This is a genomic window from Dankookia rubra (assembly GCF_004355005.1).
Classification (GTDB): Bacteria; Pseudomonadota; Alphaproteobacteria; order Acetobacterales; family Acetobacteraceae; genus Paracraurococcus; species Paracraurococcus ruber_A.
The window spans coordinates 1-15,715 of the sequence record NZ_SMSJ01000048.1; the positions used below are offsets into that span (position 1 = coordinate 1).

Annotated in this window: 23 protein-coding genes; 17 read left to right on the forward strand and 6 right to left on the reverse strand. The window is 72.5% G+C overall.

What is annotated here, in order from left to right; translation table 11 throughout:
• Positions 1–519: GNAT family N-acetyltransferase (locus E2C06_RS24435; protein WP_338324230.1), on the forward strand; the 519-nt coding region annotated here is incomplete at its 5' end.
• A 68-nt stretch (positions 520–587) separates the two neighbouring features.
• On the opposite strand, the gene E2C06_RS24440 is transcribed toward E2C06_RS24435, so the two are convergent.
• Positions 588–827: a sulfurtransferase TusA family protein gene (locus E2C06_RS24440; protein WP_133291249.1), complete on the reverse strand. Its 240-nt coding sequence runs from the start codon at positions 825–827 to the stop codon at positions 588–590.
• Between the two features lie 106 nt (positions 828–933).
• On the opposite strand from E2C06_RS24440, the gene E2C06_RS24445 reads away from it, so the two are divergent.
• The 4 genes from E2C06_RS24445 to E2C06_RS24460 all read left to right on the forward strand — a co-directional run bounded on the left by E2C06_RS24445 (position 934) and on the right by E2C06_RS24460 (position 3,458).
• Positions 934–1,410 (forward strand): MucR family transcriptional regulator, encoded by a 477-nt coding sequence (locus E2C06_RS24445; protein ID WP_133291205.1) that lies wholly within the window; start codon positions 934–936, stop codon positions 1,408–1,410.
• A gap of 185 nt (positions 1,411–1,595) precedes the next feature.
• Complete coding sequence (locus tag E2C06_RS24450) at positions 1,596–2,096, forward strand: Fur family transcriptional regulator (RefSeq protein WP_133291206.1); 501 nt, start codon at positions 1,596–1,598, stop codon at positions 2,094–2,096.
• Complete coding sequence (locus tag E2C06_RS24455; protein ID WP_133291207.1) at positions 2,093–2,911, forward strand: GNAT family N-acetyltransferase; 819 nt, start codon at positions 2,093–2,095, stop codon at positions 2,909–2,911. Before E2C06_RS24450 ends, E2C06_RS24455 begins: the two co-directional genes overlap by 4 nt.
• Positions 2,912–2,975: 64 nt before the next feature.
• Positions 2,976–3,458, forward strand: coding sequence for a DUF1772 domain-containing protein (locus E2C06_RS24460; RefSeq protein ID WP_133291208.1), 483 nt, complete (start codon positions 2,976–2,978; stop codon positions 3,456–3,458).
• Here E2C06_RS24460 and E2C06_RS24465 read toward each other — a convergent pair.
• Positions 3,421–3,987 carry a carboxymuconolactone decarboxylase family protein gene (locus E2C06_RS24465; RefSeq protein WP_133291209.1) on the reverse strand — a complete coding sequence of 189 codons (567 nt, stop codon included), beginning with the start codon at positions 3,985–3,987 and terminating at the stop codon, positions 3,421–3,423. The two genes, E2C06_RS24460 and E2C06_RS24465, sit on opposite strands and share 38 nt — an antisense overlap.
• Before the next feature lie 103 nt (positions 3,988–4,090).
• On the opposite strand from E2C06_RS24465, the gene E2C06_RS40405 reads away from it, so the two are divergent.
• From E2C06_RS40405 to E2C06_RS24505, 8 genes are all read left to right on the forward strand, one after another.
• The gene (locus E2C06_RS40405; RefSeq protein ID WP_133291210.1) at positions 4,091–4,396 is read left to right on the forward strand and encodes an SH3-like domain-containing protein; all 306 of its coding nucleotides are present in this window, start codon (positions 4,091–4,093) and stop codon (positions 4,394–4,396) included.
• Entirely contained in the window at positions 4,393–4,761 is a 369-nt protein-coding gene (locus tag E2C06_RS40410; RefSeq protein WP_133291211.1) for an SH3-like domain-containing protein, read from the forward strand. The genes E2C06_RS40405 and E2C06_RS40410 overlap by 4 nt, the downstream gene beginning before the upstream one ends.
• 55 nt (positions 4,762–4,816) lie before the next feature.
• Positions 4,817–5,419, forward strand: coding sequence for a nitrile hydratase subunit alpha (locus E2C06_RS24480; RefSeq protein WP_133291212.1), 603 nt, complete (start codon positions 4,817–4,819; stop codon positions 5,417–5,419).
• 90 nt (positions 5,420–5,509) lie between these two features.
• Positions 5,510–6,919 carry an MFS transporter gene (locus E2C06_RS24485; RefSeq protein ID WP_133291213.1) on the forward strand — a complete coding sequence of 470 codons (1,410 nt, stop codon included), beginning with the start codon at positions 5,510–5,512 and terminating at the stop codon, positions 6,917–6,919.
• Between the two features lie 577 nt (positions 6,920–7,496).
• The gene (locus tag E2C06_RS24490; RefSeq protein WP_133291214.1) at positions 7,497–8,300 is read left to right on the forward strand and encodes a DUF2272 domain-containing protein; all 804 of its coding nucleotides are present in this window, start codon (positions 7,497–7,499) and stop codon (positions 8,298–8,300) included.
• A complete protein-coding gene (locus E2C06_RS24495; protein ID WP_133291215.1) occupies positions 8,297–9,415 on the forward strand; it encodes an NADH:flavin oxidoreductase/NADH oxidase in 1,119 nt (372 codons plus the stop codon). The genes E2C06_RS24490 and E2C06_RS24495 overlap by 4 nt, the downstream gene beginning before the upstream one ends.
• A gap of 90 nt (positions 9,416–9,505) precedes the next feature.
• Complete coding sequence (locus tag E2C06_RS24500) at positions 9,506–9,799, forward strand: DUF1330 domain-containing protein (RefSeq protein ID WP_133291216.1); 294 nt, start codon at positions 9,506–9,508, stop codon at positions 9,797–9,799.
• 18 nt (positions 9,800–9,817) lie between these two features.
• Entirely contained in the window at positions 9,818–10,129 is a 312-nt protein-coding gene (locus E2C06_RS24505) for a DUF1330 domain-containing protein (protein ID WP_133291217.1), read from the forward strand.
• On the opposite strand, the gene E2C06_RS24510 is transcribed toward E2C06_RS24505, so the two are convergent.
• Both E2C06_RS24510 and E2C06_RS24515 read right to left on the reverse strand, forming a co-directional pair.
• Entirely contained in the window at positions 10,130–10,873 is a 744-nt protein-coding gene (locus tag E2C06_RS24510) for an SDR family NAD(P)-dependent oxidoreductase (RefSeq protein WP_133291218.1), read from the reverse strand. It abuts the gene before it with no gap.
• A 14-nt stretch (positions 10,874–10,887) separates the two neighbouring features.
• On the reverse strand, positions 10,888–11,517 hold the full coding sequence (locus E2C06_RS24515) for an isochorismatase family protein (RefSeq protein ID WP_133291219.1): 630 nt from the start codon (positions 11,515–11,517) through the stop codon (positions 10,888–10,890).
• A gap of 335 nt (positions 11,518–11,852) precedes the next feature.
• On the opposite strand from E2C06_RS24515, the gene E2C06_RS24520 reads away from it, so the two are divergent.
• Positions 11,853–12,086 (forward strand): hypothetical protein, encoded by a 234-nt coding sequence (locus E2C06_RS24520; protein ID WP_133291220.1) that lies wholly within the window; start codon positions 11,853–11,855, stop codon positions 12,084–12,086.
• Between the two features lie 233 nt (positions 12,087–12,319).
• Positions 12,320–13,126 carry a S49 family peptidase gene (locus E2C06_RS24525; protein ID WP_193560499.1) on the forward strand — a complete coding sequence of 269 codons (807 nt, stop codon included), beginning with the start codon at positions 12,320–12,322 and terminating at the stop codon, positions 13,124–13,126.
• Between the two features lie 232 nt (positions 13,127–13,358).
• On the opposite strand, the gene E2C06_RS24530 is transcribed toward E2C06_RS24525, so the two are convergent.
• Positions 13,359–13,694 carry a hypothetical protein gene (locus E2C06_RS24530; protein ID WP_133291222.1) on the reverse strand — a complete coding sequence of 112 codons (336 nt, stop codon included), beginning with the start codon at positions 13,692–13,694 and terminating at the stop codon, positions 13,359–13,361.
• Between the two features lie 166 nt (positions 13,695–13,860).
• Between E2C06_RS24530 and E2C06_RS24535 the strand changes: the two genes are divergently transcribed.
• Positions 13,861–14,328: a MarR family winged helix-turn-helix transcriptional regulator gene (locus E2C06_RS24535; protein WP_133291223.1), complete on the forward strand. Its 468-nt coding sequence runs from the start codon at positions 13,861–13,863 to the stop codon at positions 14,326–14,328.
• Positions 14,329–14,331: 3 nt separating this feature from the next.
• Here E2C06_RS24535 and E2C06_RS24540 read toward each other — a convergent pair whose 3' ends face one another.
• Positions 14,332–14,745 carry a ketosteroid isomerase-related protein gene (locus E2C06_RS24540; protein ID WP_133291224.1) on the reverse strand — a complete coding sequence of 138 codons (414 nt, stop codon included), beginning with the start codon at positions 14,743–14,745 and terminating at the stop codon, positions 14,332–14,334.
• Between the two features lie 72 nt (positions 14,746–14,817).
• Here E2C06_RS24540 and E2C06_RS24545 point away from each other — a divergent pair, with 72 nt between their 5' ends.
• Positions 14,818–15,702 carry a glycine--tRNA ligase subunit alpha gene (locus E2C06_RS24545; RefSeq protein ID WP_133291225.1) on the forward strand — a complete coding sequence of 295 codons (885 nt, stop codon included), beginning with the start codon at positions 14,818–14,820 and terminating at the stop codon, positions 15,700–15,702.
• Positions 15,703–15,715 lie beyond the last annotated feature (13 nt).

Genomic DNA, 15,715 nt, shown 5'->3' on the forward strand with positions numbered 1-15,715 from the left:
GGCCGGGCGCATCCCGCCGCTCGCGGCCCGGCCGCTCTATGTCGAGCCGCCGGCGGTGCGGCTGCCGGCGTGACCCTGGCCGCGGCCGGCGCGGCGGATGCCGGGGCCCTCGCCGCGCTGCATGCCGCCGCCTTCCCGCCGGGCGAGGCCTGGGGGGCGGATGCCATCGCGCTGATGCTCGAACTCCCCGGTACCTACGGCATCTGGTCGCCGGGCGAAGGCTTCGTCCTGGCCCGCGTGGCGGGCGGCGAGGCGGAGATCCTGACCCTCGCGGTCTGTCCCGCGGCGCGGCGGCGGGGCCTCGGCGGGGCGCTGATGGCGGCGGCGCTGGCCGGCGCGGCGCTGCGCGGCGCGGCGGCCATGTTCCTCGAGGTGGCGGCCGGCAATGCCGCGGCACTTGGGCTCTACCTGGGGCTCGGCTTCGCCGAGGTCGGCCGGCGGCGGCGCTACTACCCCGACGGCTCGGATGCGCTGGTCCTGCGCCGCGGCCTGGACCCGGCGCCGGGCGCGGCCTCCTGACGCGGATCGATCCAGTCTTGTCACGACATGCCGGCCGCCCGGCCTGCGCGCGCCGGCAGGGTCGCGGCTCAGCCCTTCCGCAGCAGCAATTCGGTGATGCCGTCGGCGGTGTCGCGTTGCGCCAGAACGGTGTGGCCCTGTTCGGTCGCGGTGCGCGGCACGTTGCGGGTGGGCTCCTCCCCGCGCATGCGGATCAGCAGCGTTTCCCCGCTTTTCATGCGGTCAAGTGCGAGTCTGGTGCGGACAAAGGTCATAGGGCAAGTGTCGGTGGTGATGTCGAGCGACCGATCACCGTTCAGTTCTTGCATGTAGACAGATTCCAATGGATCATGCGGTACGAATCGCCGAAACGCATTGCGAAACGGCTATGGTCGGCAGTATAGCTCGGCGACCGACAACGGGAAGATGCGTCACATGGCCGAAGATTCACCCTCTGCTGACCTGCTGGGACTGACCGCTGAAATCGTCGCGGCGCATGTTTCCAACAATCCGGTGGCACTCACCGACCTGCCGAACCTGATCACCGAGGTTTACCGCACGCTGACCTCCGTCGGCCTGCCCGCTTCCAAGCCGCAGCCGGAGCGTCCGCAACCTGCGGTGCCCGTCAAGAAGTCGATCACACCCGAATACCTGATCTGCTTGGAAGACGGTAAGAAGTTGAAGATGCTGAAGCGGCATCTGCAGACCTCCTACAACATGACCCCCGAGCAGTACCGGGAGCGATGGGGCCTCGGGTCCGACTATCCTATGGTTGCGCCGAACTACGCCAAGCATCGGTCGTCGCTGGCCAAGAAGATCGGGCTCGGCACCAAGCCGCGGGGCCGCCCGGCCCGCGGTGCGCGGCGGGATGCCGTGGCCGCCGCCATCGCCGTCCCGACCAAGTTCGGCTGACCTGCCGGCGGCGGGCCCGCGGCCGGCCCAGGCCGGCGCCAGGGGGCAGCCGCCGCTTTCCGGCGCCGCCTCCCCGCCTCCGCCATGGTGGCCTGCGCCGCGGGAGGCTATGGTCCCGCCCCTGACCGAACCGAAGGGGGCCGGGTGTGCCGGCCACCGACCATCAAGGGCCGCGACCGAGCCGCATGGACACCCCCGCTTCCACCGACCGCGAGGGCATTTCCCGCATCGAGAGGCTGTGCATCGACCGCGGCCTGAAGATGACCGGGCAGCGCCGGCTGATCGCCCGCGTCCTGTCGGAAAGTGCCGACCACCCGGATGTCGAGGAGCTGTACCGCCGCGCGCATGAGCGGGACGCGCATATCTCGATCGCCACGGTCTACCGCACCGTCCGGCTGCTCGAGGAGAAGGGCATCCTCGAACGGCACGACTTCGGCGGCGGCCGCGCCCGCTACGAGCCCACCGAGCACGGTCCGCACCACCACCTCATCGACGTGGATACCGGCAAGGTGATCGAATTCGCGGATGCCCGGCACGAGGCCATGGCGCAGGAGATCGCCGCCCGGCTCGGGTTCCAGCTGGTCGACCACCGGCTGGAACTCTTCGGGCGCCGCTTCCCCGAGCCAAAGCCGGCGGCGCCGGCGCGCCGTGCCCCGCGTCCGCGCAACGGGCGCGACCCGGCATGAGCGGCAGCGCGGTGGAGTCGGGCTTCGGCGAGTTGCGGGCCGGCAATCTCGGCGTGCGCCTGGCCGAGACGGCGGCCGAGATCGACGCCTCCCTCGCGCTCCGCTTCCGCGTCTTCTACGAGGAGATGGGCGCTCACCCGGATGCCGCGACGCGCGCCAGCGGCCGCGACCGGGACGAGTTCGACGCCGTTGCCGACCACCTGCTGGTGGTGGACCACGACCTGGGGGAGGGGCCGGAGGCCGTGGTCGGCACCTACCGGCTGATCCGCCGCCGGGCCGCCGCCAGCATCGGCCGCTTCTATTCCGCCGCGGAATACGACATCGCCCCGCTGGTCGCCCTGCCGGGGGAGATCCTCGAGCTCGGCCGGTCCTGCGTCGATGCCAACCACCGCACCCGCGGCACCCTGCAGCTGCTGTGGCGCGGCATCGCGGCCTATGTCTTCTACCGCAAGATCGACCTGATGTTCGGCTGCGCCAGCCTGCACGGCACCGACCTCGACGCGCTGGCGCCGGCGCTGACCTACCTGCACGCGCACCACCTGGCGCCGCCGGCGATCCGCCCGCGCGCGGTGCCCGGCCGCTTCGTGCCGATGGACCGGCTGGACCCCGCCACGCTCGACCTGCGGGCGGTGGTGAAGGAGCTGCCGCCGCTGGTGAAGGGCTATCTCCGGCTCGGCGGCTTCGTCGGCGACGGCGCGGTGCTGGACCACCAGTTCAACACCACCGATGTCTGCATCGTGGTGAAGACCGAGCTGGTCACCAACAAATACGCCAAGCACTACGAGCGGGCGAACGGCGTCGGCCTGACGGAGTGACGGCGGCGCCCCTGCGCGGGTGGGCGCGCGGGAACCCTGCCGCCCCCCGCCGCGTCCGGGCGGGATGCCCGGGCATCGCCTGCTCGCCTTCCTCGCCGTCCTGCTGACCGCCCTCGCCATGGTCCCGGCCGGGGCGCACCTGCTGGCGCTGCCGAACAAGCTGGCGATGGGGCGGGACGCCTACCTCGCCGCCCAGGGCGCCTATGCCGGCTGGGCCATGGCCGGCGCCTTCCCGATCGGCGCCATCCTCGCCTGCCTCGGCCTGGCGCTGCGGCCGCCGCGGCCGGCCTCGCCCTGGCCGGCCCTGCTGGCCGCCCTGCTGCTGGCGGCGGGGCTGGCGGTCTTCTTCCGCTGGACCCTGCCGGCCAACCGGGCGACCGCCAACTGGACCCGGCTGCCGGAGGACTGGCCCGGGGGCTGGGACGCGCTGCGGGCGCAGTGGGAATGGTCGCACGCCGCGAATGCCGTGCTGACCTTCCTCGCGCTCCTCGCCGTACTCGGCGCGGCGCTCAGCCCGGCTCGGGAATCGGCACGTCGAAGCCGTTGAGGGTGACCGAGACCAGGCAATAGAGCCCGACCAGGTAGACCAGCTCGGCCGCGGCATCCCGGCCGAAGACCTCCACCCCCTGCTTCCAGGTGATCTCCGGCAGCACGCCGCCGGCGACCAGGGCGGCGGCGATGTCGTAGGCCACCGCCTCCTCCCGCGTCAGGTCGGCGGGGCGCTGCCCCGCGACGATGGTGGCGATCTTCGCGTCCGGCAGGCCGCGCTGCTCGGCGGCGATGACATGCGCGTAGATCTCGTAGGCTGCCCGGAACTTGGCGCCGGTGACGAGGATCGCCACCTCCCGCACCGGGCGGGGCAGCTTGGTCTCGAAGGACAGGGTCTTGGTCAGCTCCCAGATCGGCCCGCCGATGCGCGGCCAGTGGATCCAGGGATTCCACGGGCCCTCCAGCGACCCGTCCGGGGCGATGGTGGCGAAACCCTTGAAGTTCTTCTCGATGCCCGCCTTCATGTCGGCGTGCAGCGGCTTCTGCGCATCGTCGAGCTGGGCGGGCGGGATCAGCGGCAGGCGCATGCGGGGTCTCCGTTGTCGCGGGCTATCCCCCGGGTAACGCCGGTCGCTCCCGTTTGACGCATGGCCTGGACGGGGGACGCTCGTCCGCCTTAGCCTTCGCGGCATGAGCGACGCCCCCCCGAGCCCCGAGAAGGCCCCCGCCATCCACGACATGGGCGGCCTCAGCCGCTTCCGCTGCAGCCCGGTCGAGCGCGACGAGGCGCCGCCGGACGCCTTCGGCAGGCGGGTCGACGCGCTGCGGCAGGTGCTGGCCGCGAAGAAGATGATGACGGTGGACGAGCTGCGCCGCGGCATCGAGTCGATCCCCGAGGACGAGTATTTCGCGCTGACCTACTACGAGCGCTGGATGACCTCGATCTGCACCCTGATGGTCGAGAAGGGCGTGGTCGCGGCGGAGGACCTGCGGTGACCGGGCCGGGCAGCGTCGCCGGCGAGTCCGGCCAGCACGAGGCGCGGTCGGCACCGGCTGGCGCCCGCTTCGCGGTGGGCGACCGCGTCCGCGTGAAGGACGACTGGCCGGAGCGCCGCGGCCCCTGCCACATCCGCACGCCGCACTACCTGCGGGGACGGGACGGGCGGGTGGAGGCGGTGCTCGGCGCCTTCCCCAACCCCGAGGACCTGGCCTTCGCCCGCCCGGCGCCGGTCCGCACGCTGTACCACGTGCTGTTCGAGCAGCCGCCGATCTGGCAGGAGGGCGAGCCGGGCGACACCGCCCTGGTCGAGATCTTCGAGCACTGGCTGGAACCCGCCACCCCCGAGAGGAAGGCCGCATGATGCCCGCCGGTTCACGCCCCCGCGCCGCCCGGCGCCCCGGCGATCGGGGGGCGGCATGAGCGCCCCCGCCCGCGCCGCCTCCGTCGCCCGGCTCGAGAAGCTGCTCGCCGCGCTGATGGCCAAGGGTCTCGTCACCGAGGCGGAGCTGGCCGAGATGCAGGCCCGCACCGACCGCGCCAGCCCGGAGATCGGCGCCCGCATGGTCGCCCGCGCTTGGCTCGACCCCGCCTGGCGGGCGAGGCTGGTCGCCAGCGGCAGCGAATGCGCCGAGGCGATGGGCGTCTCCATGGCCGGCGCCCCGCCGCTCGGCGTGCTGGAGGACAGGCCCGGCCTGCATCACCTCGTCGTCTGCACGCTCTGCAGCTGCTACCCGCGCGCCGTGCTGGGCTATCCGCCGAGCTGGTACAAGAGCTTCGAGTACCGCTCGCGCGCCATCCGCGACCCGCGCGGCGTGCTGGCGGAATGGGGCACCACCCTGCCGCCGGGGACGAAGATCCGCGTCGTCGACAGCACCGCCGACTACCGCTGGATGGTGCTGCCGATGCGCCCCGAGGGCACCGAGGGCTGGTCCGAGGACCAGCTCGCGGCGCTGGTCACGCGCGATGCGCTGGTCGGGGTTGCGCTGCCGGTGCTGCCGATGGCCGCTGCCGCCGAATAGCCTGCGCTCCGGCGCGGGTTCGCGCGTCCAGAGCGCCCGGGAGGACACCATCCGAAGGACAGGCGAAGCGCGCGCCGCGGCGGCGCGCCGGTGAACGAGGCCGTTCCCCCCCAGGCCTCGCCGGCCCGGGCTGCTCAGGCCCAGGCTGCGCAGCTCCAGGCCGCGATCGAGCAGGACGGCCTGCCGCAGCCGCGCCGCGCCTGGGCGGTCGCCGCCGTCTCGCTCTCCATCGCCATCACCGTGCTCGACAGCTCGATGCTGAACGTGGCGCTGCCGGGAATCGCCCGGACGCTCGGCATCACCCCGGCCAGCGCGACCTGGCTGCTGAACGCCTACCAGCTCACCGTCGTCACCACGCTGCTGCCCCTGGCGTCGCTCGGGGAGAAGCTCGGCTTCCGCCCGGTCTTCCTCGGCGGCTTCGCGCTGTTCGGCCTGGCCTCGCTCGGCTCCGCCATGGCGCCGGGCTTCGAGGCGCTGCTGGTCTGCCGCATCCTGCAGGGGCTCGGCTCGGCCGCGGTGATGAGCCTGACGGCGGGGATGATCCGCCACATCTACCCGCTGAAGCAGCTCGGCCGCGCCATCGGCATCAACAGCATGGTGGTGGCGACCGCCGGCGCCTCGGCGCCGAGCCTCGCCGCGGCGATCCTGACGGTCGCGCCCTGGCAGGGGCTGTTCGCGGTGCATGTGCCGGTCAGCATCATCGGCATCCTCATCGGCTGGCGGTCGCTGCCCGACCATCCCGGCACCGGGCGGCGCTTCGACTGGGCCAGCGCCGCGCTGAACATCGCCAGCTTCGGGCTGTTCTTCCTCGGCGTCGACCTGGTGCTGCACGCGACCGTCCCGGCGCTGCTGCTGATCGGCGGCGGGGTGGGCGCCGGGGTGCTGCTGGTGCAGCGCCAGCTCAGCCAGCCGGCGCCGCTGCTGCCGCTCGACCTGCTGCGGATCCGCACGATCGCCTTTTCCGTCGCCGCCTCGGTCTGCGCCTTCTCCGCCTGGTATTCGAGCTACGTCTCGCTGCCCTTCCTGCTGCAGTCGGCCGGGATCAGCCAGGGCGGCACCGGGCTGATCATGACGCCCTGGCCGCTCGGGATGGCCTTCGGCGCGCCGGTCGCCGGGCGGCTGGCGGACCGCATCCCGACCTCGCTGCTCTGCGCCGCGGGGATGGCGGCATTGGCCGCGGGCCTCGCGGTGGTGTCCGGCCTGCCGCTGCTCGGCAACGGGTTGCTGGTGGGCGGGATGATGGCGCTCTGCGGCGCCGGGTTCGGCACCTTCTCCGCCCCCAACAACCGGACGATGCTGGGCTCGGCGCCGAAGGCGCGGGCCGGCAGCGCGGGCGGCATGCAGGCGACGGCGCGGCTGCTGGGCACGACGCTCGGCACCACCGTGGTCGGGCTGTGCTTCCAGCTGGCCGGGGCCGGCGGGGCGCGGGTCGCGCTGCTGGCGGCGATCGGCTTCGCGCTGGCCGCCGGGGCGCTGAGCCTGGTGCGGCGGCGGATGTAGCCCTGGCCGCCGCGGCGCGGCTCCGATCCGAGGGTAAGGCGCGCCGGCCAGAAAAAGGGGGCCGGTGGTTGCCCACCGGCCCCAAGTGGTAAACCGCACGCCCGGCCCCAGGCCGCGGCGCAAGGTCACTGGGAGGAGACGTCCAAGGCATCGCCTGAACGTGTACAATCTAACTCACGGAGACGTGAGTCCAAAGGAAATTCGGCCGGATGATACATGAATCCGCTGTTAACCGATGCGTGGCCGGGTCCGAAACAGTATGATCCGGACAAAAAAAGGGCCGGTGGTTGCCCACCGGCCCAAGTGGTGATCGAAGTGCCCAGCCCCAGGCTGCGGCAGGAGATCACTGGGAGGAGACGTCCAAGGCATCGCCTGAACGTGATTTGTATACGATCATCACGATTACGTGAATGTGGGCGAATCATGTACAAGAATCCATCCAGCGCCGCGCCGGTCCCCGGGGCTGCGGCGGCTCGCGTCCCGGAGTGAACGCCGCAGCGCCGTGACTCCTTGTTGTCGGGGCAGCTTCGCGCATCCGGCCGTTCACGACCTGCCGCGATCTGCTCTATCCCGCCGCATGCGCCTCGCCGCCCCCATCCTGTCGCTCCTGCTGCTGCTCGGCGCCTGTGCCGCGCCGCGTCCGGCCCCGGACCCCCCGCTGCCCTACCCGCCGGCGGCGCGCGAGCGGATGCTGCGCATCGCGCTCGCCGAATGGGCGGACTGGGGCGGGCTGGTGGTCGCGCCCGGCCAGCGCCCGCCGACCGCCCGGGCGGAGAGCGAGCCGGCGAATTTCCCCCGCGTCCTGGCCTATTGGCGGGCCGTGCCGCAGGACGAGGGCGCCGTCGCGCGCAACCGCCGGCTTTATGCTGCGGCGCTCGCCGGCGACCCGGACGGCGCGGCGCTCTGGCAGGAGCCCTTCTGGTCCGCCGCCTTCGTCAGCTACGTCATGCAGGCCGCCGGCATCGACCGCCGCGAATTCCCCGGCGACGCCGCGCATTCGGCCTATGTCGACGCGCTGATCGCCGACGCCGCCCGCTTCCCCGCCACCGCCCCCTTCCTGCCGCGCTCCCCCTTCGAGGTGCCGCCGCGCCCGGGCGACCTGCTCTGCGCCGATCGCGGCCGCGCGCCGATCCGCGACTGGCGGGAGCGTGCCGCCGACCAGGGCCGCTTCCGGCCGATGCATTGCGACATCGTGGTCGAGGCCGCCCCGGACCATGTCGACGCCATCGGCGGCAACGTGCTGGACGCTGTCACCCGCACCCGTTTCGCCGCGGACGCTTCCGGGTATCTTCTCCCCGAGCCGCCGGGCGCCCCCGCCTGGTTCGCCATCTTCGAGAACCGCCTCGGGCGGCTGCCGCCCTGGAGAGAGACATTCCCATGACCGACCTGTTCGAGCCGCTGGTCCAGCGCGGCGTGACCTTCAAGAACCGCATCGGCGTCTCGCCGATGTGCATGTATTGCTGCGGCGGCGACGGGAAGCCGACCGAATGGCACCTGCAGCACCTGATGTCGCGCGCCGTCGGCGGCGCCGGGATGGTGATGACCGAGGCCGCGGCGGTGACCGCCGAGGGCCGCATCTCCCCCGACGACCTCGGCATCTGGGAGGATGCGCAGCTTCCCGCCCATGCCCGCCTCGCCGCCGGGATCGCGGCGATGGGCGCCGTGCCGGGCATCCAGCTCGCGCATGCCGGCCGCAAGGCCAGCCGCAACGCCCCTTGGGAGGGCGGCCCGGCGCCCGCCGCGCGCGGCTGGGTGCCGCTCGCGCCCTCGGCCGAGGCCTTCGACGACTATGCCGTGCCGCGCGCCATGACCGAGCCGGAGATCCTGGCGACCATCGCCGCCTTTGCCACGGCGGCGCGGCGCAGCGTGCGGGCGGGCTACCGGGTGATCGAGCTGCACGCGGCGCACGGCTATCTCGGCCACCAGTTCCTTTCGCCGCTGTCGAACCGCCGCAACGATGCCTGGGGCGGCGACCTCGACGGCCGCGCCCGCTTCGTCCTCGAGATGAGCCGCGCGACCCGCGCCGCCATCCCGGACGAGATCCCGCTCTGGGTCCGCGTTTCCCATACCGACTGGGTCGAGGGCGGCTGGACCACCGGGGAGACGGTCGAGCTGTCCCGCCGGCTGAAGGCGCTCGGCGTCGACATGATCGACGTCTCCTCCGGCGGGCTGCACCCGGCGCAGAAGATCGCGCTCGGCCCGGGCTACCAGGTGCCGGGGGCGGAGGCGGTGAGGACCGGCGCCGGGATCGCGGTGGCCGCGGTCGGGATGATCACCGAGCCGGCCCAGGCCCAGGCGATCCTGGCGGAGGGCCGCGCCGACCTGATCCTGCTGGCCCGCGCCCTGCTGCGCGACCCCTACTGGCCGATCCATGCCGCCGCGGCGCTCGGCCGGACCGAGGGGCTGCGGGTGCCGCCGCAGTATGAGCGGGGCTGGGCGACGCTCGGGAAGATGGGGCGGGATGCCTCGATCGCAGCGCCGCTCGCCACTCTGTAATCGCGATCTGGGGGACTTGCCCTGCAAGCTCCCCGCCGGGAGGCCCGGGCGAGGCACCGGACGCTGGCCCGGATTCGAGGGAGGCATGCGATGTCCGCCTACCTGATCGCCAACGTGAAGGTCACCGACCCCGCGCGGTTCGGCGAGTACATCCGCCAGGTCTGGCCGCTGATCGACCGCCACGGGGGCCGCTACCTGGTCCGCGGCGGTCCGGCGCAGGCGGTGGAGGGCGAGCCGGTCGAGGTCGTGGCCGTCATCGAGTTCGCCGACATGCCGGCGCTGCGCGCCTTCTGGGACAGCCCGGACTATGCGCCGCTGCGCGACCTGCGCCAGGCCTGCACGGTGTCGCAGGTCATCCTGGCGGAGGGCGCGCCGGCCGCCTGACAGGGGAGGAGACGAACCATGCCCGCCTATCTCGTCGCCAATATCCGGGTGAAGGACCCGGCGAAATTCGCCGCCTACCGCGACCAGGTCACGCCGATGATCGCCCGCTTCGGCGGCCGCTACCTGATCCGCGGCGGCGCGGTGACGCCGGTCGAGGGAAGGCCGAACCTCGAGCGCGTGGTGGTGCTGGAATTCCCCACGATGGACGCGCTCAAGACCTTCTACCACAGCCCCAACTACGCCCCGCTGATCGCCCTGCGGCAGGACGCGGCGGAGGGCGACGTGGCGTTGATCGAGGGCTACGCCCCGCCTGATCAGAGCAAGGCCTGATCAGAGCATCTGGCCGCCATCGACGATGATGGTCTGCCCGGTCACCCAGCGCGCGGCCGGCGATGCCAGGAACATCGCCACCTCGGCCACCTCCTCCGGCGTGCCGAGCCGGCCGAAGGGGATGCCGGCGAGGATGCCGTTGTAGAGCTTCGGGTCGCTGGTCTTCCGCGCCTCCCACGACCCGCCGGGGAATTCGATGCTGCCGGGCGCCACCGCATTCGCGCGGATGCCGCGCGGCGCATACATCGCCGCCTGGGACTGCGTGTAGTTGATCAGCAACGCCTTCACCGCCGCATAGGCCGGCGTCCGCAGGCTCGGCCGGTAGCCGGAGATCGAGGAAACGTTGACGATGCAGCCGCGGCTCGCCTCGAGGAAGGGCAGCGCCGCATGCGTCGCGCGCACGGTGGCCATGACGTCGACCGAAAGCCCCTGCGCCCAGTGCTCCTCGGTGTCCTGGCTGCCGAAGCCGGAGGCGTTGTTGACCAGCACGTCGATGCCGCCGAGCGCCTCGCCCGCCGCGGCGACATAGGCCGCGACGGCGGCGCGGTCGCCGAGGTCGCAGGGGGCGGCATGCGCCGTCACGCCGAGTGCGGCGATCTCCGCCCGCGTCGCCTCCAGCGGGCCGGTGCTGCGGGCGCAGATCGAGACCGCGGCGCCGGCCCCGGCGAAGCCCAGCGCGGTGGAACGCCCGATGCCGCGGCTGCCGCCGCAGACCACCACGCGCCTGCCCTTGAAATCGAACATCCCCGTCGTCTCCCTCAGTCTCTCTCTCGCCAGGCGGCCATCAGCGCCGCCGAGGTCATCAGGTCGGCGTATTTCTGCCCCATGTCGAAGAGGTTGGCCTCGTGCGGCCCGACCGCCCGGTCGCCGACGCAATCCGTCACGCAGACCGTGCGGAAGTTGTGCTGCAGCGCGTCCACCACCGTCGCCCGCACGCAGCCCGAGGTGGTGCAGCCCGCCACCGCCACCGTATCCACCCGCCGCATCGAGAGCCACCCCGCGAGTTCCGTCCCGAAGAAGGCGGAGGCATTGCGCTTCCGCAGCACCCGCTCGCCCGGCGCCGGTGCCAGCGCGGGCACGATCTGCGACAGCGGGCTGGCCTCGGTCAGCCTGCGCAGGCTCGGCACCTTGCGGGCGAAGCCGCCGGCGTCCGAGCCGTCCTCGGCGTAGACCACGCGGGTATGCACCACCGGCCAGCCCCGTTCGCGCGCGAAGGCCAGCAGCGGCACGGTGCGTTCGATGGCCGCCGCGATGTTGCCGCCGCCGAAATGCGCCGGGTCGGTGAAGCCGACCACGAAATCGACGATGACCAGCGCCGGCGCCAGGCCGAGCCCGCTGCTCTGCCCCATGCCCTGGGCGGCGTAGATGCCGATCTCGGGATGCGCCATGCGGGATCCTCGTGCCGTGCGGGAAAGGCTATCGCGGTTCGCTTCCGGAGGTGAACGCGGCGTTGCCGCCGCGCGTCGTCGTCAGGGCGGGGTGCGCTCCGGCCTGTCCGGTTCACGACGGCGCCTTGGCGCGGCGCTGCCAGCAGGTCCGTCCCGGTTCAAACGACCGGGCCGCACATCGATGTGATCTATATCATCTGTATGACGCCGCGCGGCGATGCCCGCTTCCAGGATGCCGGCTCCAGGCTGCGGGTCGGTCCCGCACGAGGCCGGGAATTTCTGTTTTCGACCTTTTAACGAGCCACGAATTTCCACCTTCCGCATAGGAGGCGGCCATGGACAGATCTCCGAACGGCGCGGCGGGCACGCCGGTGCTCGCCGCCATTGTTATCGTCATTCTTCTGGCGCTGTCGGCCTGCACGGCTACTCCGCCGCCGCGCAGCTATGCCCAGCCCGGAGTCCCGAGCACCTATACGCGCCAGATGCACGACGCCGCCTATTATACCGGTGCCGATCCCGCCTTCCCGCGCACCGGGAAGGCGAGTGGCGGCGGCTCCGGCGGCGAATAGGCGGGCCGAGGCGGTTCGCGTCCGAAGGTGAAGGCGGCGCCGCTGCAGGCCTCGGTCCTCGGAGGGGGTCCCGGCGTCCGGGCGTCCACGCTCCGCCGCCCCTGCTCCGGCCCCTTGCCTGGACGGTGGAGTGGCGCGTCCGGCCAGGCGCGCCCTTCGCCGATCCGCGCCGGGCGGCGTCGCCCGCGCCGCATGGCTTGATGCCGCCGCGCCCAGGCGCATCTCTGCCCGGCATGAACATACCCTTCCTTTCCCGCCATCCCCGCGTCGCGCTGGTCCGCCTGCAGGGCGCCATCGCCGCCCGTCCCGGCTTCGGCGGCGGAATCAGCCTCGCCACCACCGGCCCGGTGCTGGACCGCGCCTTCGGCCTGAAGCGGCTTTCCGCCGTCTTCCTCGTCATCAACTCGCCCGGCGGCTCGCCGGTGCAGTCGAGCCTGGTGGCCGCCCGCATCCGCCGCCTGGCGGAGGAGAAGAAGCTTCCCGTCATCGCCTGCGTCGAGGACGCCGCGGCCTCGGGCGGCTACTGGATCGCCTGCGCGGCGGACGAGATCGTCGCCGACCCGTCCAGCATCCTCGGCTCGATCGGCGTCATCGCCTCGGGCTTCGGCTTCCAGGGCGCGCTGGAGCGCCTCGGGGTGGAGCGGCGGCTGCGCACGGCGGGGACGGAGAAGAGCTTCTGGGACCCTTTCCGGCCCGAAAGCCCGGAGGATGCGGCGCGGCTGGAAACCCTGCTGGGCGACCTGCACGGCGAATTCCGCGCCTGGGTCACGGCCCGGCGCGGCGCGCGGCTGAAGGCGCCGCCCGAGGAGGTGTTCACCGGCCGCTTCTGGCCCGGCCGCCGCGCGGTGGAACTGGGCCTCGCGGACCGGCTGGGCGACGCGGCGGGGGAGGCGAAGCGGCGCTTCGGCGAGAAGGTGCGGCTGGTGCCGGTGGGTGGGCCGCGGCCCTCGCTGCTGCGGCGCCTGCTGCCCGGCCTTTCGGCCGAGGCGGTGCTGGCGGCGGTGGAGGAACGGGCGGCCTGGGCGCGGCTCGGGCTGTAGGGCGGGGCCGCGCAGGTCCCGGACACGTTCCTGGCCCGGGTGGCACCGGGGCGGAGGCGCGGTTTCCGGACAAAGCCGGGGCCTCGGTCACGGCGGCGTCGGGGCGACGGGGTGGGGAGGGATGCGCGCGCCATCCCTGGATTTTATTCCTATAGACATGTAAAAGGCAAGCCCGGCCTTGCGGTCCGGGCTCCATCCTTGCGGCAGCGGAGGCGGTGAGGCCCCCGCCGGTTCAGCCACCCTGGCGGGCGGCCTGGCCGGCCAGCTGCCGGCGCGGCGCCGGCGCGGCGCGGTAGACCAACTGGCGGTTCTCGCCGCCGCCGACCACCTCCGCCACCAGGCCGGACGGCGCCTGGACGCTCGGGGCGGGCGCATAGGCCAGGCGCTGGTTCTCGCCGCCGCCGATGATGGTGGCGAGGCCGCCACCGACGAGGTTGCCGCTGGGGACGGCATAGCTCACCGCGGCATCGGCGCCGCCGCCGACCAGGCGGGGGCCGTTGTCCTGGGCCTGCGCGGCGCCAATGGCGGCAAGAGCGATCGCGGAGGCGAAAAGGGCGTTGCGGATCATCTGGGTCTCTCCTCGGGGTGCCACCGGATGCGGTGGCGTTGGGCGGATAGATACCGGACGATTGGATCGTGCACGATAGACCAATTCGCATGGCCGCCCCGCGATTTGATCATGGGCGCTTAAATCGTGCGCGATATATTAGAACGGCCGGATGACAGGAGGCTGCATGACCGAATCCCCCGCCGCATGCCCCGGGGTGGCCGCCACGCCGCTCGACCTCGACGAATTCCTCTGCTTCGCGGTGCATTCCACCGCGCAGGCGATCGGCCGCGCCAACAAGCCGATGCTGGACGCCATCGGCCTGACCTATCCGCAATTCCTGGTCATGGTCGTGCTCTGGGCGGAGGACGACCAGACGGTGGGCCGGATCGGCGACCGGCTGTACCTCGAATCCAATACCCTGACCCCGCTGCTGAAGCGGCTGGAGGCGGCGGGATACGTCACCCGCCTGCGCTGCCCGGAGGACGAGCGCCAGGTCCGCATCCGCCTGACCGAGCAGGGCCGTGCGCTGCGGGCCAAGGCGGCGGCGCACCGGCCGGAATGGGTCGACCGCGCCTTCGCCGACCGCGCGGCCATGTGCGAGCTGCGGGCGCGGATCACCGACCTGCGCGAGCGGTTGCTGCCGAAGGCCTGACCGTCAGCCCACCGACCCGCCCACCTGCCGGATCCAGTCCGGCAGGTTGTAGTAGGTGCTGACCCGGGTGATCCGGCCGCCATCCACCTCCAGGAAGGCTCCGGCCGGCAGGCTGTAGCGCTGGCCCCGGGCCTCCGGCAGGCCGGGATCGGTCGCCAGGTACTCGCCTTCCACCCGGAACTCCGCCGCGGCGCGGCGGCCGGTGGCATCCACCATCACCACCAGGTCGCGGATCGCTTCCCGGTACGAATGGTCCATCTTCGCCAGGAAGGCGCGGAAGGCCGGCCGGCCCGCCTCGCGCGGGCCCTGGTTGATGTCGTGGAGCACCTCCTCCGCCAGCAGCGCCAGCATGGCCTCCCGGTCGCCGGCGTCGAAGGCGGCGTAGTAGGCGCGGATCAGGCGTTCCGTGTCCGTCATGGGCGTGCTTCCTTCCTGGCGCGGGGCAGCCCCCACTATGTTCCGCGGCGCCGGCATGGCAAAAGCCGCCGCATGTCGACCGCCGCATCCACCGCCGCCCCCGCCCGGCCCCCCAGCTTCCAGGAGCTCATCCTCCGGCTGCACGCCTATTGGTCGGCGGAGGGCTGCGTCATCCTGCAGCCCTACGACATGGAGGTCGGCGCCGGCACCTTCCACCCGGCGACCACCCTGCGCGCGCTCGGCCCGAAGCCCTGGAAAGCCGCCTATGTCCAGCCCAGCCGCCGACCCTCTGACGGGCGCTACGGCGAGAACCCCAACCGCCTCCAGCACTACTACCAGTACCAGGTCATCCTGAAGCCCTCGCCCGCCGACCCGCAGAGCGCGCTGATCGGCAGCTACCGCGCCATCGGGCTCGACCCGCTGGTGCACGACATCCGCTTCGTCGAGGACGACTGGGAAAGCCCGACCCTCGGCGCCTGGGGCCTCGGCTGGGAGGTCTGGTGCGACGGGATGGAGGTGACCCAGTTCACCTATTTCCAGCAGGTCGGCGGCATCCCCTGCGAGGTCCCCTCCTGCGAGCTGACCTACGGGCTCGAGCGCCTGGCGATGTACATCCAGGGCGTCGAGAACGTCTACGACCTCGACTTCAACGGCCAGGGCGTGAGCTATGGCGAGGTCTTCAAGCGGGCCGAGGTGGAATACAGCCACCACAACTTCACCCACGCGAACGTGGAGAAGCTGTTCCGCCACTTCCAGGACGCCGAGGAGGAATGCGCCGACCTGCTGAAGCAGGGCCTGGCGCTGCCGGCCTACGACCAATGCATCAAGGCCAGCCACCGCTTCAACCTGCTCGACGCCCGCGGCGCCATCAGCGTGACCGAGCGCGCGGCCTATATCGGCCGTGTCCGCGCCCTGGCGAAGGGCTGCTGCGAGGCGTGGATCAAGGGCGGCGGCTAGGGTAGAATGATGC

Excerpts from the sequence above, each read along its gene's own strand:
- E2C06_RS24510 (WP_133291218.1), bottom strand. The coding sequence starts at position 10,873 with ATGTTCGATTTCAAGGGCAGGCGCGTGGTGGTCTGCGGCGGCAGCCGC.
- E2C06_RS24495 (WP_133291215.1), top strand. The coding sequence starts at position 8,297 with ATGACCGACCTGTTCGAGCCGCTGGTCCAGCGCGGCGTGACCTTCAAG.
- E2C06_RS24445 (WP_133291205.1), top strand. The coding sequence starts at position 934 with ATGGCCGAAGATTCACCCTCTGCTGACCTGCTGGGACTGACCGCTGAA.
- E2C06_RS24545 (WP_133291225.1), top strand. The coding sequence starts at position 14,818 with ATGTCGACCGCCGCATCCACCGCCGCCCCCGCCCGGCCCCCCAGCTTC.
- E2C06_RS24460 (WP_133291208.1), top strand. The coding sequence starts at position 2,976 with ATGCCCGGGCATCGCCTGCTCGCCTTCCTCGCCGTCCTGCTGACCGCC.
- E2C06_RS24520 (WP_133291220.1), top strand. The coding sequence starts at position 11,853 with ATGGACAGATCTCCGAACGGCGCGGCGGGCACGCCGGTGCTCGCCGCC.
- E2C06_RS24465 (WP_133291209.1), bottom strand. The coding sequence starts at position 3,987 with ATGCGCCTGCCGCTGATCCCGCCCGCCCAGCTCGACGATGCGCAGAAG.
- E2C06_RS24440 (WP_133291249.1), bottom strand. The coding sequence starts at position 827 with ATGCAAGAACTGAACGGTGATCGGTCGCTCGACATCACCACCGACACT.
- E2C06_RS24530 (WP_133291222.1), bottom strand. The coding sequence starts at position 13,694 with ATGATCCGCAACGCCCTTTTCGCCTCCGCGATCGCTCTTGCCGCCATT.
- E2C06_RS24455 (WP_133291207.1), top strand. The coding sequence starts at position 2,093 with ATGAGCGGCAGCGCGGTGGAGTCGGGCTTCGGCGAGTTGCGGGCCGGC.
- E2C06_RS24450 (WP_133291206.1), top strand. The coding sequence starts at position 1,596 with ATGGACACCCCCGCTTCCACCGACCGCGAGGGCATTTCCCGCATCGAG.
- E2C06_RS24490 (WP_133291214.1), top strand. The coding sequence starts at position 7,497 with ATGCGCCTCGCCGCCCCCATCCTGTCGCTCCTGCTGCTGCTCGGCGCC.
- E2C06_RS24505 (WP_133291217.1), top strand. The coding sequence starts at position 9,818 with ATGCCCGCCTATCTCGTCGCCAATATCCGGGTGAAGGACCCGGCGAAA.
- E2C06_RS24500 (WP_133291216.1), top strand. The coding sequence starts at position 9,506 with ATGTCCGCCTACCTGATCGCCAACGTGAAGGTCACCGACCCCGCGCGG.
- E2C06_RS40405 (WP_133291210.1), top strand. The coding sequence starts at position 4,091 with ATGAGCGACGCCCCCCCGAGCCCCGAGAAGGCCCCCGCCATCCACGAC.
- E2C06_RS24525 (WP_193560499.1), top strand. The coding sequence starts at position 12,320 with ATGAACATACCCTTCCTTTCCCGCCATCCCCGCGTCGCGCTGGTCCGC.
- E2C06_RS24515 (WP_133291219.1), bottom strand. The coding sequence starts at position 11,517 with ATGGCGCATCCCGAGATCGGCATCTACGCCGCCCAGGGCATGGGGCAG.
- E2C06_RS24540 (WP_133291224.1), bottom strand. The coding sequence starts at position 14,745 with ATGACGGACACGGAACGCCTGATCCGCGCCTACTACGCCGCCTTCGAC.
- E2C06_RS24480 (WP_133291212.1), top strand. The coding sequence starts at position 4,817 with ATGAGCGCCCCCGCCCGCGCCGCCTCCGTCGCCCGGCTCGAGAAGCTG.
- E2C06_RS24535 (WP_133291223.1), top strand. The coding sequence starts at position 13,861 with ATGACCGAATCCCCCGCCGCATGCCCCGGGGTGGCCGCCACGCCGCTC.